This is a genomic window from Plantactinospora sp. WMMC1484 (assembly GCF_049315195.1).
Lineage (GTDB): Bacteria > Actinomycetota > Actinomycetes > Mycobacteriales > Micromonosporaceae > Plantactinospora.
Genome location: NZ_CP186055.1, coordinates 553,218 through 568,142, shown reverse-complemented (window position 1 = coordinate 568,142; position 14,925 = coordinate 553,218). Strand labels below are relative to the sequence as shown.

The following is a 14,925-nucleotide window of genomic DNA, read 5'->3' as shown; positions in this document are numbered from 1 at the left end:
AGCGGCCGGAGCCCGGGGGTGGCCGAATCTGGATCGCCGGCACCACCGAAAAGCCTTCGACCTGGTCTGCCTCAAGATCGGCCCCACAAACCTCTTGAACACCAACCTTGGGCCAGGCCCTGAATTGTCAATCCCGAAGGACTTCCGGTGTGGCGTAGGTACTCGGTGACTCCATTATGGCTATTTGATCACACTGCTGACGATGAGTTGTCCGGACCCGATGAAGCGACGTGCTACCAGGAGGCCGGCGTCGTGGGCGACCGAACCGCCATGGCTCGCGGCGGCGTCGGTCACCACCCAGGGCGTGAGACTGTGCTCGAAGGCGTCCACCGCCGACTTCAAGACGCAGCTTTCCGTAGCGATGCCGCAGAAGATTAGATCGGTCCACCCCTCCCGTTCCACGAGCGACGCAAACTCCGGCGTGAAGCACGAGTAGATCTTCTTGTCGATCACGCCTCGTGCCACCGCCGCGTACGGGAGCAGCTCGGGCACGATGTCCGTCTCTGGCGGCGCCTGCACCTTTGACCAGTGGATCAGGCGCTCGTAGAGGCTGCCGGGGTAGTTGTGGTAGCGCGTGAAGACGACCGGCCGGCCAGCGGCTTGCCAGCGTTGCACCAAGTCAACCACCTTGGGCACCACGTGCTGGCTGCGCTCGTTGACGAAGCCGTTCTGCATGTCGATGACCACCAGCGCGGCGCGCTCGACGTTCATGGTCCAAGTGTGCCAAGCAACGCGTCGGTCTCGCGAAGCGCCACCTGTGCCTGGATAAGGCGCTCCGGCAGTCCGCTCGTCGTTAGGATCGCCTGCCGCATGACGCAGTGCTGCGAGCTTTCCTGAGCGCGCGCCGTCGTCAGCCGAGAATGCGCCGCTCGGAGGAACCGCCAGCCGAACTCCGCCGGCATGCTGGGATCGTGGCCATCCTCGACCTGCCGTTGGATGTAGCGACAGTACGTCCACAGCATCTGAACATCCAATTCACAGGCGATCAGCTCGTCTGTCCCGAGCGCCCGCTCGGGGGCGAGCGCGTGGTAGGCAAGGCCGGACCAGCCGGCGTACCCGTTTGACACTCCGTCCATCCCGAACGGGACGATGGCAGCCGGTTCGAAACCGGTGGACAGTAACCGGCGCTCGACCTCGCCGCTCACCGGTTCAGTTGAGCACCCGTCCTGGCGGTTGACCAGGACAGAGGGCACGCACATCAGGCGCAGCGCGGTATCCAACTCGTCGCCGGCCCAGGACGTCTCTGGCAGGACATACAACGACAGGACGTACTCCGGGCTGGCCGGTGTGTCGATTGAGATGCCGTCGAACAACGTGCGAACACGCTGCTCTGCCCAGGGCAGGTCCTCGGCGTAGCTGTTGTACCGCCAGCTCGCCAGCGATGTGAGGTCCGGGAAATCGCGGCCCTGACGTAGATGAAGGACGATCACGCCGCAGGCGAAGAGGTGGGCAGTGCACTCTCCGGACTGGTGAGGCAGACGCAGGGTCGACACTGTCAGCCATGGGTGGGACCTGCGGATGAAGGCCCGGCCTTGCGCGAGTTCCGCCGCTGCTGCGGCACCGATGTACGCAGGGATGAACTTGTGCGACCGGACATGGAAACTTCCGCAGCCTCCACCCGTCGGCACTCGGGGCTGCTGGCCTGACGCGTGGAAACGTGCGGTTGCTTCATCCGGCGCCAGGGTGAGTGCTGTGTCGAGGGCGGCTTGCATCTCTGGACGCGGACATGTCTCAGCTTGCCCGGCCTCCCACTTCGAGATCGTCCGCTCGCTGACTCCGAGGTGCTGCGCGAAGTCGCGGATGCTCATCCGGAGTGCGTGTCGCAGCGCCCTGGTCTCGCGCCCGGTCCACCGCTGCACGGTTGTCATCCGTCGACTCCAATCGGGTCGAGGTCGGTCCTGGACAGCGTACCGACGTTTGATGCCGGATAGGTTCCGCCTAGGTACAGCGTGTAGTCGTGCCCCGAGTTCTGGTCGTTGACCAGGGTGGAGTCGTGGCCCGGGGCGGGTGCTGGGCTCCGGTCGGTACGGCGCGCGCGGTCGTACCGGTCGTCCCCGCCCGCCTCGGCGCCAACCCCGCGAACCGGTCAACCGAGGGAGGAACATGAGCCAGGCCGGTGAACTCTCCGACCTCTCCGAGGACGAGCTGCCGATGCCGCCGTACGTGACGGCCGAGGATGTCGGCTTCGCGGTACGGGCGATCACGGTCCATGCCGCCGAGCAGTGGCCCGCCGGACTGCTCTGCCGCAACGACCACGCGCCACACCCGTGCCGGCTGCACCGCTGGGGCCGACGCGTCCTCGCCCAACGCGGCCTCACCGCCACCGAGATGGCCGCCCTGGTCGCCCAGCACGAGGCGACGGCGGTACGGCGATGATCTACCGCTCCGGTGAACGCCTGCGCCCATCCGTCATCCGCGTCGCCTCCGCCGTGATGCGCCGCCGCTTTCGCGGCCTCGATCCCGACGAGGTCTACGAATTCCTCCGCCTGGTCGCCGCCGAGGTCGAACGCCTCGAACGCGAGGCCACCACCGCCCAGGCGCAGGTCGAGCGCACCCGCCAGGGGCTACGCCAGTGGCAGGCCCGGCACGTCGGTTGCAGGTTCGCCGACCCACCCGATCCCGGTCCGCAACCCCCACCGCATCGGCGACCCGTCGCCGGCCATCGCCCTGTCGACAGCGCCGAGCAGGACCGGCAACACCGCAACGGCGGCCACTGGTGAGCACCGGACGCTGGGTGATCCACCTGCCCACCACCCTCGCCGGTCGGGACGACACCGTGGCCCTGCTGGCCGCCCTGCGCGGCTCGCTGGCGCACGTACCCGTACTCGACTTCGACCACGCGACGATCAGGCGGGGGGACGAGGCGTCGCCGCGTACCACGATCTGGTGTGACGCCCCGATCGGCGAACCCCGCGCCGGCCCCGGCAGCCGGCGCTGCCACCGGTTCGTCAACCACCCCGGACCCTGCGCCTAGCGCAGGGCTCGGTCAAGATCTTCGGTAACTTGTGGTTCGCAGCGAACCACAAGTTACCGAAGATCTTGATAGTGGCCGCGTTGCCGGCCGGGGCGGGGAAGCGGGGAGCGGTGAGCGGGGAGAAGGAGGCCGTCGAGGTACTGCGCTGTTGGCCCCGCGAAGGGTACGCCCGCAGACCGTTGCCGTCGGCACGAGACCGTAGCATCGGCGAGCTGGTCGAAACGTTGCGGAACGAGGACGATGTCGCCCGTGTCGCCCGGGCGGTGGCCACGACGGAGACGGTCCTTGGCTCCTACGCCGAGCGTGCCGCTGCGTTGGCCGTCCGGACGGACGATCCACGGCATGTTCGGGCCGGGCTGAGGGCTGCGGCCCTGATGGCGGCGAACGCTGATCCTCGTGACGTGGTCATCGCGCTGGCACTGCTGTGGCGCAGCGCGGAGATACTGCTGCTGGATCCTCACGCGGAGTTCACGGCTGTCGGCCGTGCGTTGGGTGATTACGGGAGGCCGCTTCACGCGTTCGTGCGGCGGGACCCCCGGGCCCGCCTGCTCTCCGCCATGAACTATGTCGAGGTCGGTGAGGGGACCGACTTCCGCTACGAGTGCCGATGGTGACCGCGCTGCGGATCGTGACCGGGGAACCGCCCCCGCAACGGCACGGCGACGACGCGGCCACGGGCAAACCCTTCGCGTCACCCGATCCGTTCATCGATCCGTGGTAGAAGCAGTGGGTCGTAACAGCGTGAGTCTGGAGGAGAACGTGGTTTCTCGACGTGGCGTCCTGCGTGGTACCGCAGGTGTGACCCTGGGAATGTCGGCCGCCGCCCTGGCCGGCGCGCCGGCAGCGGCCGCACCCACGGCACCCACGGCACCCACGGCACCTGCCGCACCGGCAGCCACCGCCGAGGTGCCCAAGCCGCTCGCCGCGCGCCGTGGTCGGCTGGCCAGCCGGACCGTGGTGACCTCGCCGGTCATTCCGTTGACCCACCTGTCGGTGGCTGCCGCCGGCGCGGCGGCGGTCCGGCTGCGTACCGCCGCCGGTTGGGGATCGTGGCAGGAACTGCGCGGCTGCGCGGGGGGCCGCGACGGGATGCCCGCCGGACCCGCCTCCGGTGTCGTGCTGGCTACCGGTGCCACCGGCTACGAGGTGCAGGTCGCGGACGGGTCGGCTGCCTCGGTCACCGAGCTGAACATGGTGGATGGTCCGCGGCGGACGGTCGCCGCCCAGGCGGGGCACCTGCCCATGCCGGACGGCCAGAGCCTGCCCAACTTCCTGTCCCGGTCCGGGTGGGGCGCGGACGAGTCGCTGCGCTTCGGCGAGGGCGGCACGGAGGTCTGGCCCGGCGAGTTCTTCCCGGTGCAGACCATCACGGTGCACCACACCGGGGTGGACGAGCACAACGACGATCCCGACCCGGCCGCCACGATCCGGGCCATCTACTACGACCAGTGTGTTCTGCAGGCATGGGGAGACATCGGCTACCACCTGCTGATCGACGAGGCCGGGCGGGTCTACGAGGGGCGTCACTCCGGCCCGGACCCGGTGCCGGTCTTCGGGTCCGCCCCCGGCACCGGCCAGCTGGCGGTCAACGGGGGCCATGTCGGCGGCTACAACGCCGGCAACATCGCTGTCTGCCTCCTCGGCCGCTTCACGTCCCGCCAGCCCAGCCCGCTGGCGCAGCAGTCGCTGGTCATGGTGCTGGTGGCGCTCAGCGTGCTGGGGCGGGTGAATCCCACGGCCCGGACCACCTACGTCAACCCGGTCAGCGGAGCCTCCGGCGCGGTGGACGTCATCCCGGGCCACCGGGACTGGGCGAGCATCGGCGCCGCACCGACCGAATGCCCGGGTGACACCTTCCACCCCTATCTGCCGGCCGTACGGGAGAAGGTCGCACGGTTGCGGTCGCTCGGGCGGCCGGACAAGCCCCGCCGGGGAGCGTGAATCAGCCCGCTGCCTGTCCCGGGCCGGGGAGGAGCTGTCAACTGCCGCCGTCGCCGGTCATTCCCGGCGAGGAGTTGTCAACTGCCGCCGTCGCCGGTCACCCCCGGCGAGGACCGCTCCGGTGTCCTGCGCAGCCACAACCACACGCCGGTCAGCCCACAGGCCGCCCCGGCGACCGCGATCGCCGACTTGGCCAGGGTGGGAAAATCGTCCAGGAACGGGAACGCGCGGGAGAGTGCCAACGCCACGAACGCGATCAGCAACAGGAGGACGGCGAGAATCCGCTGTCGAGTCATGGACGCCATTGGATCACACCGCCCCGCGCGCCCCGTTCACCGTTCGTCCGGATGGCACGTACTGCCACCACGTACCGTCGGCGAACCGCCCTGATTCTTAAGGAGAAGGACGACGACGACCATGCAACCAAGCCCGAGCCGGCGCGGGTTCCTCACCGGTGCCGGCCTGGTCGGGGCCGGGTTGGCCGGCTCCGGTGTCGCCGCCGGGGCGCTGCTGCCGGCCGCCGCACTGACCTGGCAGCGGTACGGCGGCGACGGCGGCGCGTTCGATCCCGGGTCGCCCCGGTTCACCCTCGCGGTCATCCCGGACACGCAGTATCTCTTCGACGGTGACCGGGGCGACGCCGCGCCGCTGGCGGCGACGATGCGCTGGATCGCAGCGCACCGAGCCGAGCGGAACATCGTCCTCGCCACCCACCTCGGGGATATCGTCGAGAACGGGGCCGCCGCCGAGCTGGCCGAGGCGGGGCGGGTCTTCGACATCCTCGACCGGCACCGGGTGCCGTACAGCGTGCTGGCCGGCAACCACGACGTCGACGCGTCCCGCACCGACGCCGAGCGCGGGCCGAGCGCCTATCTGGAGGTCTTCGGGCCGCACCGGCTGCGCCGGCAGTCGACGTACGGCGGCTCCACACCGGACGGCTACGACACCTATCACGTCTTTTCCGCCGCCGGCCGCGAGTGGCTGCTGCTGGCGCTCGACTGGCGGCCGTCGGACGGCACCCTCGACTGGGCGCGGTCGGTGCTGGCGGCGCACCCGGCCAGCCCGGCGATCCTGACCACCCATGATTGTGCCGACGCCGACCACACCGGCGCGACCTGGCTGTCGGAGCACGGCCGACGCCTCTGGGACCGGCTGATCAACCAGAGCGACCAGATCGTCCTGACCCTCAACGGGCACTACTGGCCGCCGGGCCGGATGGTGCTGCGCAACGCCGCCGGGCGGGACGTGCACGTGCATCTCACCAACTACCAGAACCGCTACTACGGCGGCGGCGGGACGCTCCGGCTCTACGGCTTTGACCTGGACCGCAACACCATCGACGTCGAGACGCTGTCGCCGTGGATCCTCGGGCAGCGACCGGAGCGGCGCAACCCGCTCGCCCGCCGGGAGGCGGAGCTGACCGACCCGGCCAACCGGTTCAGCCTGACCATTGACTTCGCCGCGCGGTTCGCCGGCTTCGCTCCGATGCCGGCCCGGCCGCCGCGCGGGCCGGCCGTCGTCGTCACCGACGGCACCGTCGCATACTGGCGCTTCGACCAGGGGTACGCCGACGGCGGCGCGATTCCGGACGGGCACGTGGTCGAGGACAGCTCCGGCCGGGGCAACCACCTGACCCGGGTCGGTGTCCGCGGCAGCGGGCCGGCGGCGTTGCGCTGGTCGGCCGAGCACCACGCCGACCAGCCCGGCCACGGAAGCCTCTTCTTCGCCGGGGGGCGGGGGCCGGCGCACGGCGGCTACCTCCGCACCGCCGACGGCGCGCCGTTGAACGCGGCGACGTTCGAGAGCGGCTACACAGTCGAGGCGTTCGTGAAGTTGCCGGAGGATATCCGGGAGAGCGACGCCGGTGGGTTGAGCATCCTGAGCCGGTCCGGCACCGGGCGGAACGCCGGCCAGCGCGGTGCCGGCGGGGACGCCGGTCAGGACGGCACCGATCCGTCGGCGCCGAAGGCGGCGCTCGGGCTCACCGCCGGGCTGGCGCTGAACTGGGCGGTCTTCCCGGTAGGGCGTGGTGGCGCCGTCACCAACTGGGGCCACGAGATGCGGCCCGGCGAGTGGTTCCACGTCGCGGTGGTGAACGACGGCCGACACAGCACCCTCTATGTCGACGGCGCGCGGCTGCTCCGCAACCCGTCGGTCCCGGCCACCGGGCTGGCCGGCTGCGGCGAGCCGTGGCTGGTCGGCGCGTACCACCGGGACCGGGTCGTGCGGCACTGCTTCTACGGCTGGATCGGCGACATTCGGATCGCCGACCGGCCACTGCCGGTAGACCGGTTCCTCCGGGCCTGAGTGTCACGGCGCATCGCGGTCCGGCCACCGTCAGGACCGTGCAGGGGTCAGGACGGTGCAGGGGTCAGGACCGGACAGGGGTCAGGACCGTGCAGGGGTCAGGACCGTACAGGTCAGGGCCGGCGGCGGCCGGCGATCGCCAGGGCGACCGCCACGGCCGCGCAACCGACGGCGACTGCGGCGAGGACCACCAGCGACGGATTGACGTACGCCGGGACCAGGTCGTAGTCGGCGTTGCAGCGGTTGTGCAGCGGGAACCACCGCCCCGGCTCCCGCCACCGCTCGGCCCGGTAGGCGTCGTCGTACTCCTCACCCAGCCGGTGACACGTCTCGTCGATCTCGTGCGCGAAGCCGCTGAACAATCCGATCCCGTACACCAGCAGGGTGCCGGTCGCGCCGAGGACGGCGAACCGGACCCAACTGCCGGGTGACCGCCACGCTCGGGAGAGGATCGCGGCCACGCTCCCCCACGCGGCCCAGCAGAGGCCGCCGAGCACGGCGACGGGCACCAGGAACAGCAGCGTCGCGGCCATCTCAGAACCGGTAGCCGGTGAGGTATTCCGGCAGCAGGATCCGGGTCCTCGGGGCTACCCGCCGGATCGCGTCGACCATCGCGTCGAGACGCTGCCGGTCGGCCGGCGCCACCGGCGGCGGGTTCCGCAGCTCCGTCTCGAAGTTGTCCCAGTGCACCGGCACCACGACCTCGGGCCGGTCCAGCGCGTCGAGCAGCCGGGGCACGTACGCGTGGGTGGACTCGCTCGACGCCATCGCGACCATGGCGACGTCCGGTGCCAGCCCGGTCAGGTTCCGCTCCACGAAGTCGCTGCCGCCCATGAAGAAGACCGCCGGCCCGCCGGTGACGGTGACCTGGTAGGCGAGCGTGTCACCCTCGGGCAGGTCGGCGATGGTGCGCGGCTTCGGCGGCTGGCTGAGCCGCACTCCCGGAAAGGCCATCGAGTACGACGCGTTCCGGCTGTGCGCCGAGGCGACCACCTCGACGGTGTAGTCGCCGAAGTCCAGCACCTCGCCGCCCTTGACCGGGCTCAGCCGGGCCGCCGGTATCCCGTATGCCAGCCCCAGGTGGTACGTGGTGAGGGTGCCGAACACCCGTGCCGTGCTGCGTGCCGCGATCTCCGGTACGTCGTTGAAGTGGTCCCAGTGCGAGTGGGTGACCAGCACCGCCTCCGGCCGCCCGACGTGCGCGGCGATGGTCTCGGTGGCCACGGTCAGCTCGGTCGCCGGATCGAACGCGTTCCGGAACAGTCCGGTGTCGAACCGGCTCAGGTAGGGGTCGACCAGCACGGTGCGGGCGCCGATGTCGATCCGCCAGCCGGACGTACCCAGCCAGCGGAACGTCGCGGAGCCGTCCCGGGCGGTCCGGGTCCGGCTCCCGACGGCGGTCAGGGCGGCGGTGGCGGACGGTGCCAGGCCGGCGACCGGGGCCAGGGCGGCGCCGGCGGCGGCGGTGCGGAGCAGCCCTCGGCGGTTGATTCGAGATGCGGGCATGATGCGATCCCCTTCGATCGATGAGTTCCGGCGGTCGAACGCCGGCACACCCAATCACCGGCAACCCGGTCCGGTCCAAGAGCATCCGTCCGCACGGACGATACGCGACCGAATATCAGCCCAGCTCATCGTGCTCGCGCAGCGACTCCACGGCGGTCCGGGCCGCCTCGCCGATGGCCAGGTCGACGTCGATCCGGCGGGTGGCGAGGCGCCGGGTCCGGGCGAAGACCGCGATCGCGTACCGGCCGCCGTCCGGATACTCGGCGACGCCGGCCTCCATGTGCAGGCCGGGTAGCGTGCCGGTCTTGGCCGCCACCCGGACGCCGGGTGGGAAGCCGGAGGCGATCCGGGTCCAGAAGAGCTGCCGGCTCATCAGGTCGCGAACCAGTGCACCCGCCGATGCCGGGCCGGCCTCGTCGCGCCAGATCAGCCCGAGCAGCCGGGTGATCTCCCGGGGGGTGCTGGAGGTGGTCCGCTCCGGATCGAAGATCCGCATGGCCCGGATCCGGTCCTCCGGCAGCAGCGGGAAGGTTCGGGCGAACTCGGCGTCGTCGGCCGCGCCAACGTCGGCGTACATCGACTCCAGTAGTTGTCGGGGCCCGCCGAGGATCCGGGTACGGGTCAACCCCAGCTCGGCGGCGAGCAGCGGCAGTACGTCCGGACCGACCCGGCGCAGCAGCAGGTCGGCGGCGGTGTTGTCGGTGACGGTGATCGCGAAGTAGGCCAGGTCCCGCAGCGACACGGCCACGTCGTCGGCGCAACCGGCGGTGCCCCAACCGCCCAACCGGTCCTCGGCCCGCACCACCACCCGCTCGGTCGGGTCAAGCTGGCCGGCCGCGGCCTGCCGGGCGAACTCCAGCACCAGGAGGACCTTGACGATGGAGGCGATCACCACCTGGTCGTCCGCCCCGATCGCCAACTCCGCGGCGCCGTCGATGTCGGTGACGTGCAGTCGGGCGTCCACGCCCACGTCATCGAATATCCGCACGATCTGTCCCAGAGTCGACACGGGCCGACGATAGCCGGCCGGCCGGCGACCGTTTGATATCCGAGGGCATATCATTACTCGCCGTGGACCTGGTCCGGCGGCTGCGCCAGTTCGTGGTGGTGGCCGAGGAGATGCACTTCGGTCGGGCCGCCGAGATGCTGGGCATCGCCCAGCCGCCGCTGAGCCAGTCGATCCAGCGGTTGGAACGCGAGCTCGGTGTGGAGCTTTTCGACCGCTCGCGGCGCCAGATCAATCTGACCACCGCCGGGCAGCTCCTGCTGGCCGAGGCGCCCGCCCTGCTCGCCGCGGAGGAACGCATCCGGGTCCTGATGCGCAAGGCCCGGAACGGCGAGATCGGTACGCTCCGTGCCGGCGTACCCCCGGAGACACCGGCCGTCACGCTCCAGGCGCTGCTGCACGGCCTGGCCGCGCGGGCGCCCGGCCTCGACGTGGATCTCCAGGAGCTGACCACTGCGGAGCAGGTGCGGATGCTCGCCGAGGCCCGCCTGGATGTCGGGCTGGTGCATCATCCGGTGCCGGCCGAGGCGCTGCGGACCGGACCGGTCGTCGAGGTCCGGTTGGGGGTGGTGCTGCCGCGTGCCTCGCCACTGGCCCAGCTCCGGGAGGTCGCACCGGCCGACCTCGCCGGGCACGACCTGGCGATCTTTCCGCGGGCCACCGCGCCGGGCTGGTACGACGAGATCCTCGACGTGTGCCGCCGACAGGGCTTCCTCCCTCGGCGGATCCGGCATGCCGGCAATCCGGAATTCCTGCTCGGCCTGGTTCTCGCCCGGCAGTGTGCGGCGTTCGAGCCGGAGTCGACGGCCCGGCGCGAGCCTCGGGTGGCCTGGCGGCCGCTCGTCGAACCGGTGCTGGTCCGGCGTACCTCGGCGGTCTGGCCGGACCGGTCGGCGCACCCGGCCGCTCCGGCGTTCGCCCGGGTCGCCGCCGACATTCTGGCCGGCCCGGTGCTCTCGACCCCGAGCGCGCCCCCGCCGGAACAACCGCGCCCGTGGTCCGTCGTCTATCCACCGGACGACTTCCCAGACCGATCCGGTTGACGACCGGCATGCTCACCCGGTCCGCCGGGACGCGGATGACGCACTGGGACAGTGGGAAGACGCACTGGGACAGTGGGAAGACGCGGTGGGACAGCAGGGACAACGGCGGAAGGGCGGTGCGGCATGACCGGAGGATCGGGCCGGGTCCGGCTCGAACCGTGGGGCGAGGGCGATCTCGATCTGCTCCGCCGGATCAACGTCCCGGAGATGAAGCGGCACCTGGGCGGTCCGGAGACCGAGGAGCAGGTCGTCGTCCGGCACGAGCGCTATGTGCGGTTCGGCGGCACCGACCAGGGGTGCATGTACCGGGTGGTGGCCTTGCCGGAGGAGGAGCCGGTCGGCAGCGTCGGATACTGGGAACGGGTCTGGCACGGCGAGACGGTGTACGAGATGGGCTGGAGCGTGCTGCCGGCGTACCAGGGGAGAGGGCTGGCCACGGCCGCGTTGCTGGCCACGGTCGAGGTGGCCCGCGTCCGGCGGACCCACCGGTACGCCCACGCCTACCCCTCGGTCGACAACCTCGCCTCCAACGCGGTCTGCCGCAAGGCCGGCTTCGAACTGCTCGGCGAGACCGGGTTCGAGTTTCCGAAGGGGCGGCCGATGCGCGCCAACGACTGGCGGCTCGACCTGACCGCGTAGGCACCTGACCGCGTAGGCACCTGACCGCGTAGGCACCTGACCGCGTAGACACCGGGCCGCGCAGGTACCACCGCGTCAGCGCCGGGCCGCGTCAGCGCCGGGCCGCGTCAGCGCCGGGCCGCGTCAGCGCCGGGCCGCGTCAGCGCCGGGCCGCGTCGACGCCGGGGCGGGTGGCGCCGGCCCCGAGTGCGCAACATCGCGGCGATGCACCGTTCTCGGGTTTACGCGGTCATCATCGACACCCCGGCCGAGTCGGTCCCGGCCGCGTCCGGCTTCTGGTCCGGCGTGTTCGGCACCCCGGCCCGGCCCGAACCGGGCGAGCCGCAGTTCAGGTCGCTGCGGCAGGCGATACCGGGCCTGGTCACGGCGATCCAGTCGATCGACGACGGTCCGGCCCGCTACCACCTCGACATCGAGACCGACGACGTCGAGGCCGAGGTCGCCCGTCTGGTGGCACTCGGCGTCGCCGAGGTGTCGACGTGGCTGGAGCGTACCGGTCGTCAGCCGACCGGAGCCGGTGCCTTCTCCTCGACCTCGACCTCCTCCTCGATCTCCACCGCCTTCGTCACCTCGACCGAGGTCTTCTCCTCGACCGACGCCTTGGCCTCCACCGCGGCCCGCTTGCGGGCCCGGTGGGCCGCCACGTGCGAGCGGGTCGCGCAACGCTCGGAACAGAACCGGCGGCAGCAGTTGGACGAGGTGTCCAGATAGACGTTGCCACACCGGTCGTCGGCACAGACACCGAACCGGGCACTGCCGTACTCGCACAGCCAGACCGAGAGGCCCCAGACCGCGCCGGCCAGGTACTCGGCGCTCACCGAGGCTCCCCGGCTGGTCACGTGCATATGCCAGTCCTTGGAGTCGTGCCCGGAGATGCGGGGTTGGACGGGATAGTTCTCCAAAAGCGAATTCAGCTCGGTCACGGCGTCGGCGTCCCGTCCCGAGGAACCGAATTCGAAGACGTCACGCAGCCGTTTCTGCGCCCTGCGGAAGGCGGGGACGTCCCGTTCGGTCACCTCGTCGCGCATCCAGCCGTGCTCGCCATTGAAAACGGCCCGCAGGTCGTCGAAGTCGTCGAGTGGCGCGTTGACGAGATCGACAGCGGTCCGGGCGTACGCGTCGAAGTTCACCCGACAACCGTAGACGACTCGCGGCTGCCGTGGCGCGTCCGTGTAGCGAGGAGGGAACCGCACGTAGCCGTCGGTGGGTCGGGCGGGCTCCGGCTCTCCGCTGCCCGGACACGGCCGCCGCGCCGCCGACCACCCAACTCCGCCGCACCAGGTGATTGTCCGCAGACGACGGTACCGCGCGGAATTGCTGGTGCCACCAGCCGTCATCCGGTAGATCCCTCGATATCCGACGGGACGGGGCTGGCGGTGACGATCCGGACAGAAGTTTCCTCTCGCCTAAGAGCGGCTTCGCCACGTATTCGGACATTCCGCAGGACGAAATCGGAGCGGGCCGGTGGCAGCCGCTGGGGCGCGGTCGCCGCGTACGGGAAACCGGCTGGCGTTACGCTCGGCTCATGCTCCGATCGGTCATCCTCGCCGCCTCCCGGTCATCCCGGATCGAGCGGCTCGTCGAGACGGCCCCGCTCACCCGGGATGTCGTACGCCGGTTCGTCGCCGGCACCACCGCCGACGACGCGCTGCGCGCCACCCGCCAGCTCGTCGGCGAGGGTCTCGCGGTCTCCATCGACCACCTGGGCGAGGACACCGTCAACGGCGACCAGGCCGTCGCCGTCCGGGACGAGTACGTCGCCCTGCTCGGCGGGCTCGCCGAGGCGGGGCTCGCCGAGGCGACCGAGGTCAGCGTCAAGCTCTCCGCACTGGGCCAGAAGTTCGACGAGCGGCTGGCCCGGGAGAACGCCGCCGCGATCTGCGCCGCCGCCTCGGCAGCCGGCACCACGGTCACCCTCGACATGGAGGACCACACCACCACCGACTCGACCCTGGACATCCTGGCCGAGCTGCGCAAGGACCATCCGGGTACGGGGGCGGTGCTCCAGGCGTACCTGCGGCGTACCGAGTCCGACTGCCGGGAGCTGGCCACCCCCGGGTCGCGGGTGCGGCTCTGCAAGGGCGCGTACGCCGAACCGGAGTCGGTGGCCTTCCAGGCCGCCCGCGACGTGGACAGGTCCTACGTCCGGTGCCTCAACATCCTGCTCGCCGGTCAGGGGTACCCGATGATCGCCACCCACGACCCCCGACTGATCGCGATCGCCGAGGACCGGTCCCGGTGGTTCGACCGTACGCCGGACGAGTTCGAGTTCCAGCTCCTCTACGGCGTACGCCCCGACGAGCAGGCCCGGCTCGCCGAGGCCGGCAACACCGTACGCGTCTACCTGCCCTACGGCACCGACTGGTACGGCTACCTTATGCGCCGCCTTGCCGAGCGCCCGGCCAACCTGGCGTTCTTCGCCCGCGCCGTGGCGACCCGGAAGTGACGATCTCGCACGCCCCAGCCCTGCGGGCGGAGCGCTGGCCCGCGTTCCGGTAGCAGGCCCGGCGGCCCGGCTGGGATCGGGGCGCTTCGGCTGGCATTCTCGGCGCCATGGAGTTCTCCCACGCGGTGGCGGCGTTGCGGACCGCCGTCGCCGACTCATCCCGGGCACAGGCCGCTCCCGAGCTGGTGGAACAGGTTCTCGGCCTGGTCCGTCCGTCGATCGGACTCGCCATACCGGCGCGCTCGCGCAACGGCGCGATCCCCGGCCCGGTCGTCGCCGCCGCGACCCGTGGCCCGCAGCCGGGCGTGATCGCCGGGGCCGCCCGTGGCCCGATCGCCAGCTCGCTCGCCGGCTGGTACGGCGGACGTCCCGGGCTGCCGGACGGTGTGCCGTGGCCGCACCACCACGGCCGGCCGATGACGCTGCTGGCCCAGCTCGACTGTGCCGCGCTGGCGCCGCTGCTCGGTCTGGAGTGGACACTGCCTCGGGACGGGACGATGCTCTTCTTCGCCGACGAGTGGCACCACGCCGACCTCGGGGCGGATCCGGGTGACGACGGTTGCGCCGTGCTGCACGTACCCGGCGGTCTGCCGGACCGGGCCGCCCCGCCGGAGGCCGTGACGATCCCGGCATTGCCGTTGGTCGCCGCTCCGGTGCTGGCCGCACCGTACTACGAGGAGCCGGAACTCGCGGCGGCCTTCTGGACCGACCCGATCAGGGTGATGGGCCTGGCCACCGCGATCCGCGACCGGCTGCCGACGGTACGGCACCGGGTGCTCGGCTGGCCGGACACTCCGGTGGCGGAGCTGCCTGACCATCGGCCGCTGCTGGCGTTGCAGGCCGAGGAGGGGACCGCCTGGGGCGAGCTGGTCGGGATCTCCTTCTGGATCGGCGACCGGGATCTGGCAGCGGGCGACTTCTCCCGGGTACGCCGGGTCCTCGACGTCGCCTGACTCCGCTGCTTGCAGGATCCGACCAGTCGATCCCCTCGTCCGACTCGACGGCGGGCCGACTCGACGACGGGCCGACTCGACGACGGGCCGACAGACACGTCCGGCCCGCC

17 protein-coding genes and 1 pseudogene are annotated in these 14,925 nt (G+C 71.2%); 11 read left to right on the top strand and 7 right to left on the bottom strand.

All coding sequences use genetic code 11. From position 1 onward, the window contains the following. Nucleotides 1-180: 180 nt before the first annotated feature. Both ACN28C_RS02500 and ACN28C_RS02495 read right to left on the bottom strand, forming a co-directional pair. Nucleotides 181-711 carry an isochorismatase family cysteine hydrolase gene (locus ACN28C_RS02500; RefSeq protein ID WP_422771998.1) on the bottom strand — a complete coding sequence of 177 codons (531 nt, stop codon included), beginning with the start codon at nucleotides 709-711 and terminating at the stop codon, nucleotides 181-183. Next, nucleotides 708-1,868 (bottom strand): helix-turn-helix domain-containing protein, encoded by a 1,161-nt coding sequence (locus tag ACN28C_RS02495; protein WP_422771997.1) that lies wholly within the window; start codon nucleotides 1,866-1,868, stop codon nucleotides 708-710. The genes ACN28C_RS02500 and ACN28C_RS02495 overlap by 4 nt, the downstream gene beginning before the upstream one ends. Nucleotides 1,869-2,103: 235 nt before the next feature. Between ACN28C_RS02495 and ACN28C_RS02490 the strand changes: the two genes are divergently transcribed. The 5 genes from ACN28C_RS02490 to ACN28C_RS02470 all read left to right on the top strand — a co-directional run bounded on the left by ACN28C_RS02490 (nucleotide 2,104) and on the right by ACN28C_RS02470 (nucleotide 4,915). Further along, complete coding sequence (locus ACN28C_RS02490) at nucleotides 2,104-2,376, top strand: hypothetical protein (protein ID WP_422771996.1); 273 nt, start codon at nucleotides 2,104-2,106, stop codon at nucleotides 2,374-2,376. Continuing rightward, a complete protein-coding gene (locus ACN28C_RS02485) occupies nucleotides 2,373-2,720 on the top strand; it encodes a DivIVA domain-containing protein (RefSeq protein WP_422771995.1) in 348 nt (115 codons plus the stop codon). The genes ACN28C_RS02490 and ACN28C_RS02485 overlap by 4 nt, the downstream gene beginning before the upstream one ends. Next, complete coding sequence (locus ACN28C_RS02480) at nucleotides 2,717-2,974, top strand: hypothetical protein (protein ID WP_422771994.1); 258 nt, start codon at nucleotides 2,717-2,719, stop codon at nucleotides 2,972-2,974. Before ACN28C_RS02485 ends, ACN28C_RS02480 begins: the two co-directional genes overlap by 4 nt. Before the next feature lie 110 nt (nucleotides 2,975-3,084). Further along, nucleotides 3,085-3,588, top strand: a complete 504-nt coding sequence (locus ACN28C_RS02475) for a hypothetical protein (protein WP_422771993.1) — start codon at nucleotides 3,085-3,087, stop codon at nucleotides 3,586-3,588. A gap of 184 nt (nucleotides 3,589-3,772) precedes the next feature. After that, nucleotides 3,773-4,915, top strand: coding sequence for a peptidoglycan recognition protein family protein (locus ACN28C_RS02470; RefSeq protein WP_422771992.1), 1,143 nt, complete (start codon nucleotides 3,773-3,775; stop codon nucleotides 4,913-4,915). A gap of 77 nt (nucleotides 4,916-4,992) precedes the next feature. Here the strand turns inward: ACN28C_RS02470 and ACN28C_RS02465 are convergent, their stop codons facing one another. Beyond that, nucleotides 4,993-5,211 (bottom strand): hypothetical protein, encoded by a 219-nt coding sequence (locus ACN28C_RS02465; protein ID WP_422771991.1) that lies wholly within the window; start codon nucleotides 5,209-5,211, stop codon nucleotides 4,993-4,995. 121 nt (nucleotides 5,212-5,332) lie between these two features. On the opposite strand from ACN28C_RS02465, the gene ACN28C_RS02460 reads away from it, so the two are divergent. Then, nucleotides 5,333-7,222 (top strand): LamG-like jellyroll fold domain-containing protein, encoded by a 1,890-nt coding sequence (locus ACN28C_RS02460; RefSeq protein WP_422771990.1) that lies wholly within the window; start codon nucleotides 5,333-5,335, stop codon nucleotides 7,220-7,222. A 113-nt stretch (nucleotides 7,223-7,335) separates the two neighbouring features. Here ACN28C_RS02460 and ACN28C_RS02455 read toward each other — a convergent pair whose 3' ends face one another. From ACN28C_RS02455 to ACN28C_RS02445, 3 genes are all read right to left on the bottom strand, one after another. After that, nucleotides 7,336-7,755, bottom strand: a complete 420-nt coding sequence (locus ACN28C_RS02455) for a hypothetical protein (RefSeq protein ID WP_422771989.1) — start codon at nucleotides 7,753-7,755, stop codon at nucleotides 7,336-7,338. A 1-nt stretch (nucleotide 7,756) separates the two neighbouring features. Then, entirely contained in the window at nucleotides 7,757-8,728 is a 972-nt protein-coding gene (locus tag ACN28C_RS02450; protein ID WP_422771988.1) for an MBL fold metallo-hydrolase, read from the bottom strand. 115 nt (nucleotides 8,729-8,843) lie between these two features. After that, a complete protein-coding gene (locus tag ACN28C_RS02445) occupies nucleotides 8,844-9,737 on the bottom strand; it encodes a serine hydrolase (protein ID WP_422771987.1) in 894 nt (297 codons plus the stop codon). Nucleotides 9,738-9,799: 62 nt separating this feature from the next. Between ACN28C_RS02445 and ACN28C_RS02440 the strand changes: the two genes are divergently transcribed. The 3 genes and pseudogenes from ACN28C_RS02440 to ACN28C_RS02430 form a co-directional block, all read left to right on the top strand. Continuing rightward, nucleotides 9,800-10,777, top strand: a complete 978-nt coding sequence (locus tag ACN28C_RS02440) for a LysR family transcriptional regulator (RefSeq protein WP_422771986.1) — start codon at nucleotides 9,800-9,802, stop codon at nucleotides 10,775-10,777. A gap of 123 nt (nucleotides 10,778-10,900) precedes the next feature. Then, nucleotides 10,901-11,416, top strand: a complete 516-nt coding sequence (locus ACN28C_RS02435; protein ID WP_422771985.1) for a GNAT family N-acetyltransferase — start codon at nucleotides 10,901-10,903, stop codon at nucleotides 11,414-11,416. Nucleotides 11,417-11,620: 204 nt separating this feature from the next. Further along, nucleotides 11,621-11,848: pseudogene (locus ACN28C_RS02430) on the top strand (VOC family protein); the annotation flags it as partial. Nucleotides 11,849-11,916: 68 nt separating this feature from the next. Here ACN28C_RS02430 and ACN28C_RS02425 read toward each other — a convergent pair. Then, nucleotides 11,917-12,546 (bottom strand): CGNR zinc finger domain-containing protein, encoded by a 630-nt coding sequence (locus tag ACN28C_RS02425; protein WP_422771984.1) that lies wholly within the window; start codon nucleotides 12,544-12,546, stop codon nucleotides 11,917-11,919. Nucleotides 12,547-12,941: 395 nt separating this feature from the next. On the opposite strand from ACN28C_RS02425, the gene ACN28C_RS02420 reads away from it, so the two are divergent. Both ACN28C_RS02420 and ACN28C_RS02415 read left to right on the top strand, forming a co-directional pair. Continuing rightward, nucleotides 12,942-13,862: a proline dehydrogenase family protein gene (locus ACN28C_RS02420; protein ID WP_422771983.1), complete on the top strand. Its 921-nt coding sequence runs from the start codon at nucleotides 12,942-12,944 to the stop codon at nucleotides 13,860-13,862. A 107-nt stretch (nucleotides 13,863-13,969) separates the two neighbouring features. Continuing rightward, complete coding sequence (locus ACN28C_RS02415) at nucleotides 13,970-14,815, top strand: DUF1963 domain-containing protein (protein WP_422771982.1); 846 nt, start codon at nucleotides 13,970-13,972, stop codon at nucleotides 14,813-14,815. The last annotated feature ends 110 nt before the right edge of the window (nucleotides 14,816-14,925 follow it).

What these genes read in the sequence shown, in the direction of transcription:
- ACN28C_RS02500 (WP_422771998.1), bottom strand. Translation starts at nt 711, where the DNA reads ATGAACGTCGAGCGCGCCGCGCTGGTGGTCATCGACATGCAGAACGGC.
- ACN28C_RS02495 (WP_422771997.1), bottom strand. Translation starts at nt 1,868, where the DNA reads ATGACAACCGTGCAGCGGTGGACCGGGCGCGAGACCAGGGCGCTGCGA.
- ACN28C_RS02490 (WP_422771996.1), top strand. Translation starts at nt 2,104, where the DNA reads ATGAGCCAGGCCGGTGAACTCTCCGACCTCTCCGAGGACGAGCTGCCG.
- ACN28C_RS02485 (WP_422771995.1), top strand. Translation starts at nt 2,373, where the DNA reads ATGATCTACCGCTCCGGTGAACGCCTGCGCCCATCCGTCATCCGCGTC.
- ACN28C_RS02465 (WP_422771991.1), bottom strand. Translation starts at nt 5,211, where the DNA reads ATGACTCGACAGCGGATTCTCGCCGTCCTCCTGTTGCTGATCGCGTTC.
- ACN28C_RS02460 (WP_422771990.1), top strand. Translation starts at nt 5,333, where the DNA reads ATGCAACCAAGCCCGAGCCGGCGCGGGTTCCTCACCGGTGCCGGCCTG.
- ACN28C_RS02455 (WP_422771989.1), bottom strand. Translation starts at nt 7,755, where the DNA reads ATGGCCGCGACGCTGCTGTTCCTGGTGCCCGTCGCCGTGCTCGGCGGC.
- ACN28C_RS02450 (WP_422771988.1), bottom strand. Translation starts at nt 8,728, where the DNA reads ATGCCCGCATCTCGAATCAACCGCCGAGGGCTGCTCCGCACCGCCGCC.
- ACN28C_RS02435 (WP_422771985.1), top strand. Translation starts at nt 10,901, where the DNA reads ATGACCGGAGGATCGGGCCGGGTCCGGCTCGAACCGTGGGGCGAGGGC.
- ACN28C_RS02420 (WP_422771983.1), top strand. Translation starts at nt 12,942, where the DNA reads ATGCTCCGATCGGTCATCCTCGCCGCCTCCCGGTCATCCCGGATCGAG.
- ACN28C_RS02415 (WP_422771982.1), top strand. Translation starts at nt 13,970, where the DNA reads ATGGAGTTCTCCCACGCGGTGGCGGCGTTGCGGACCGCCGTCGCCGAC.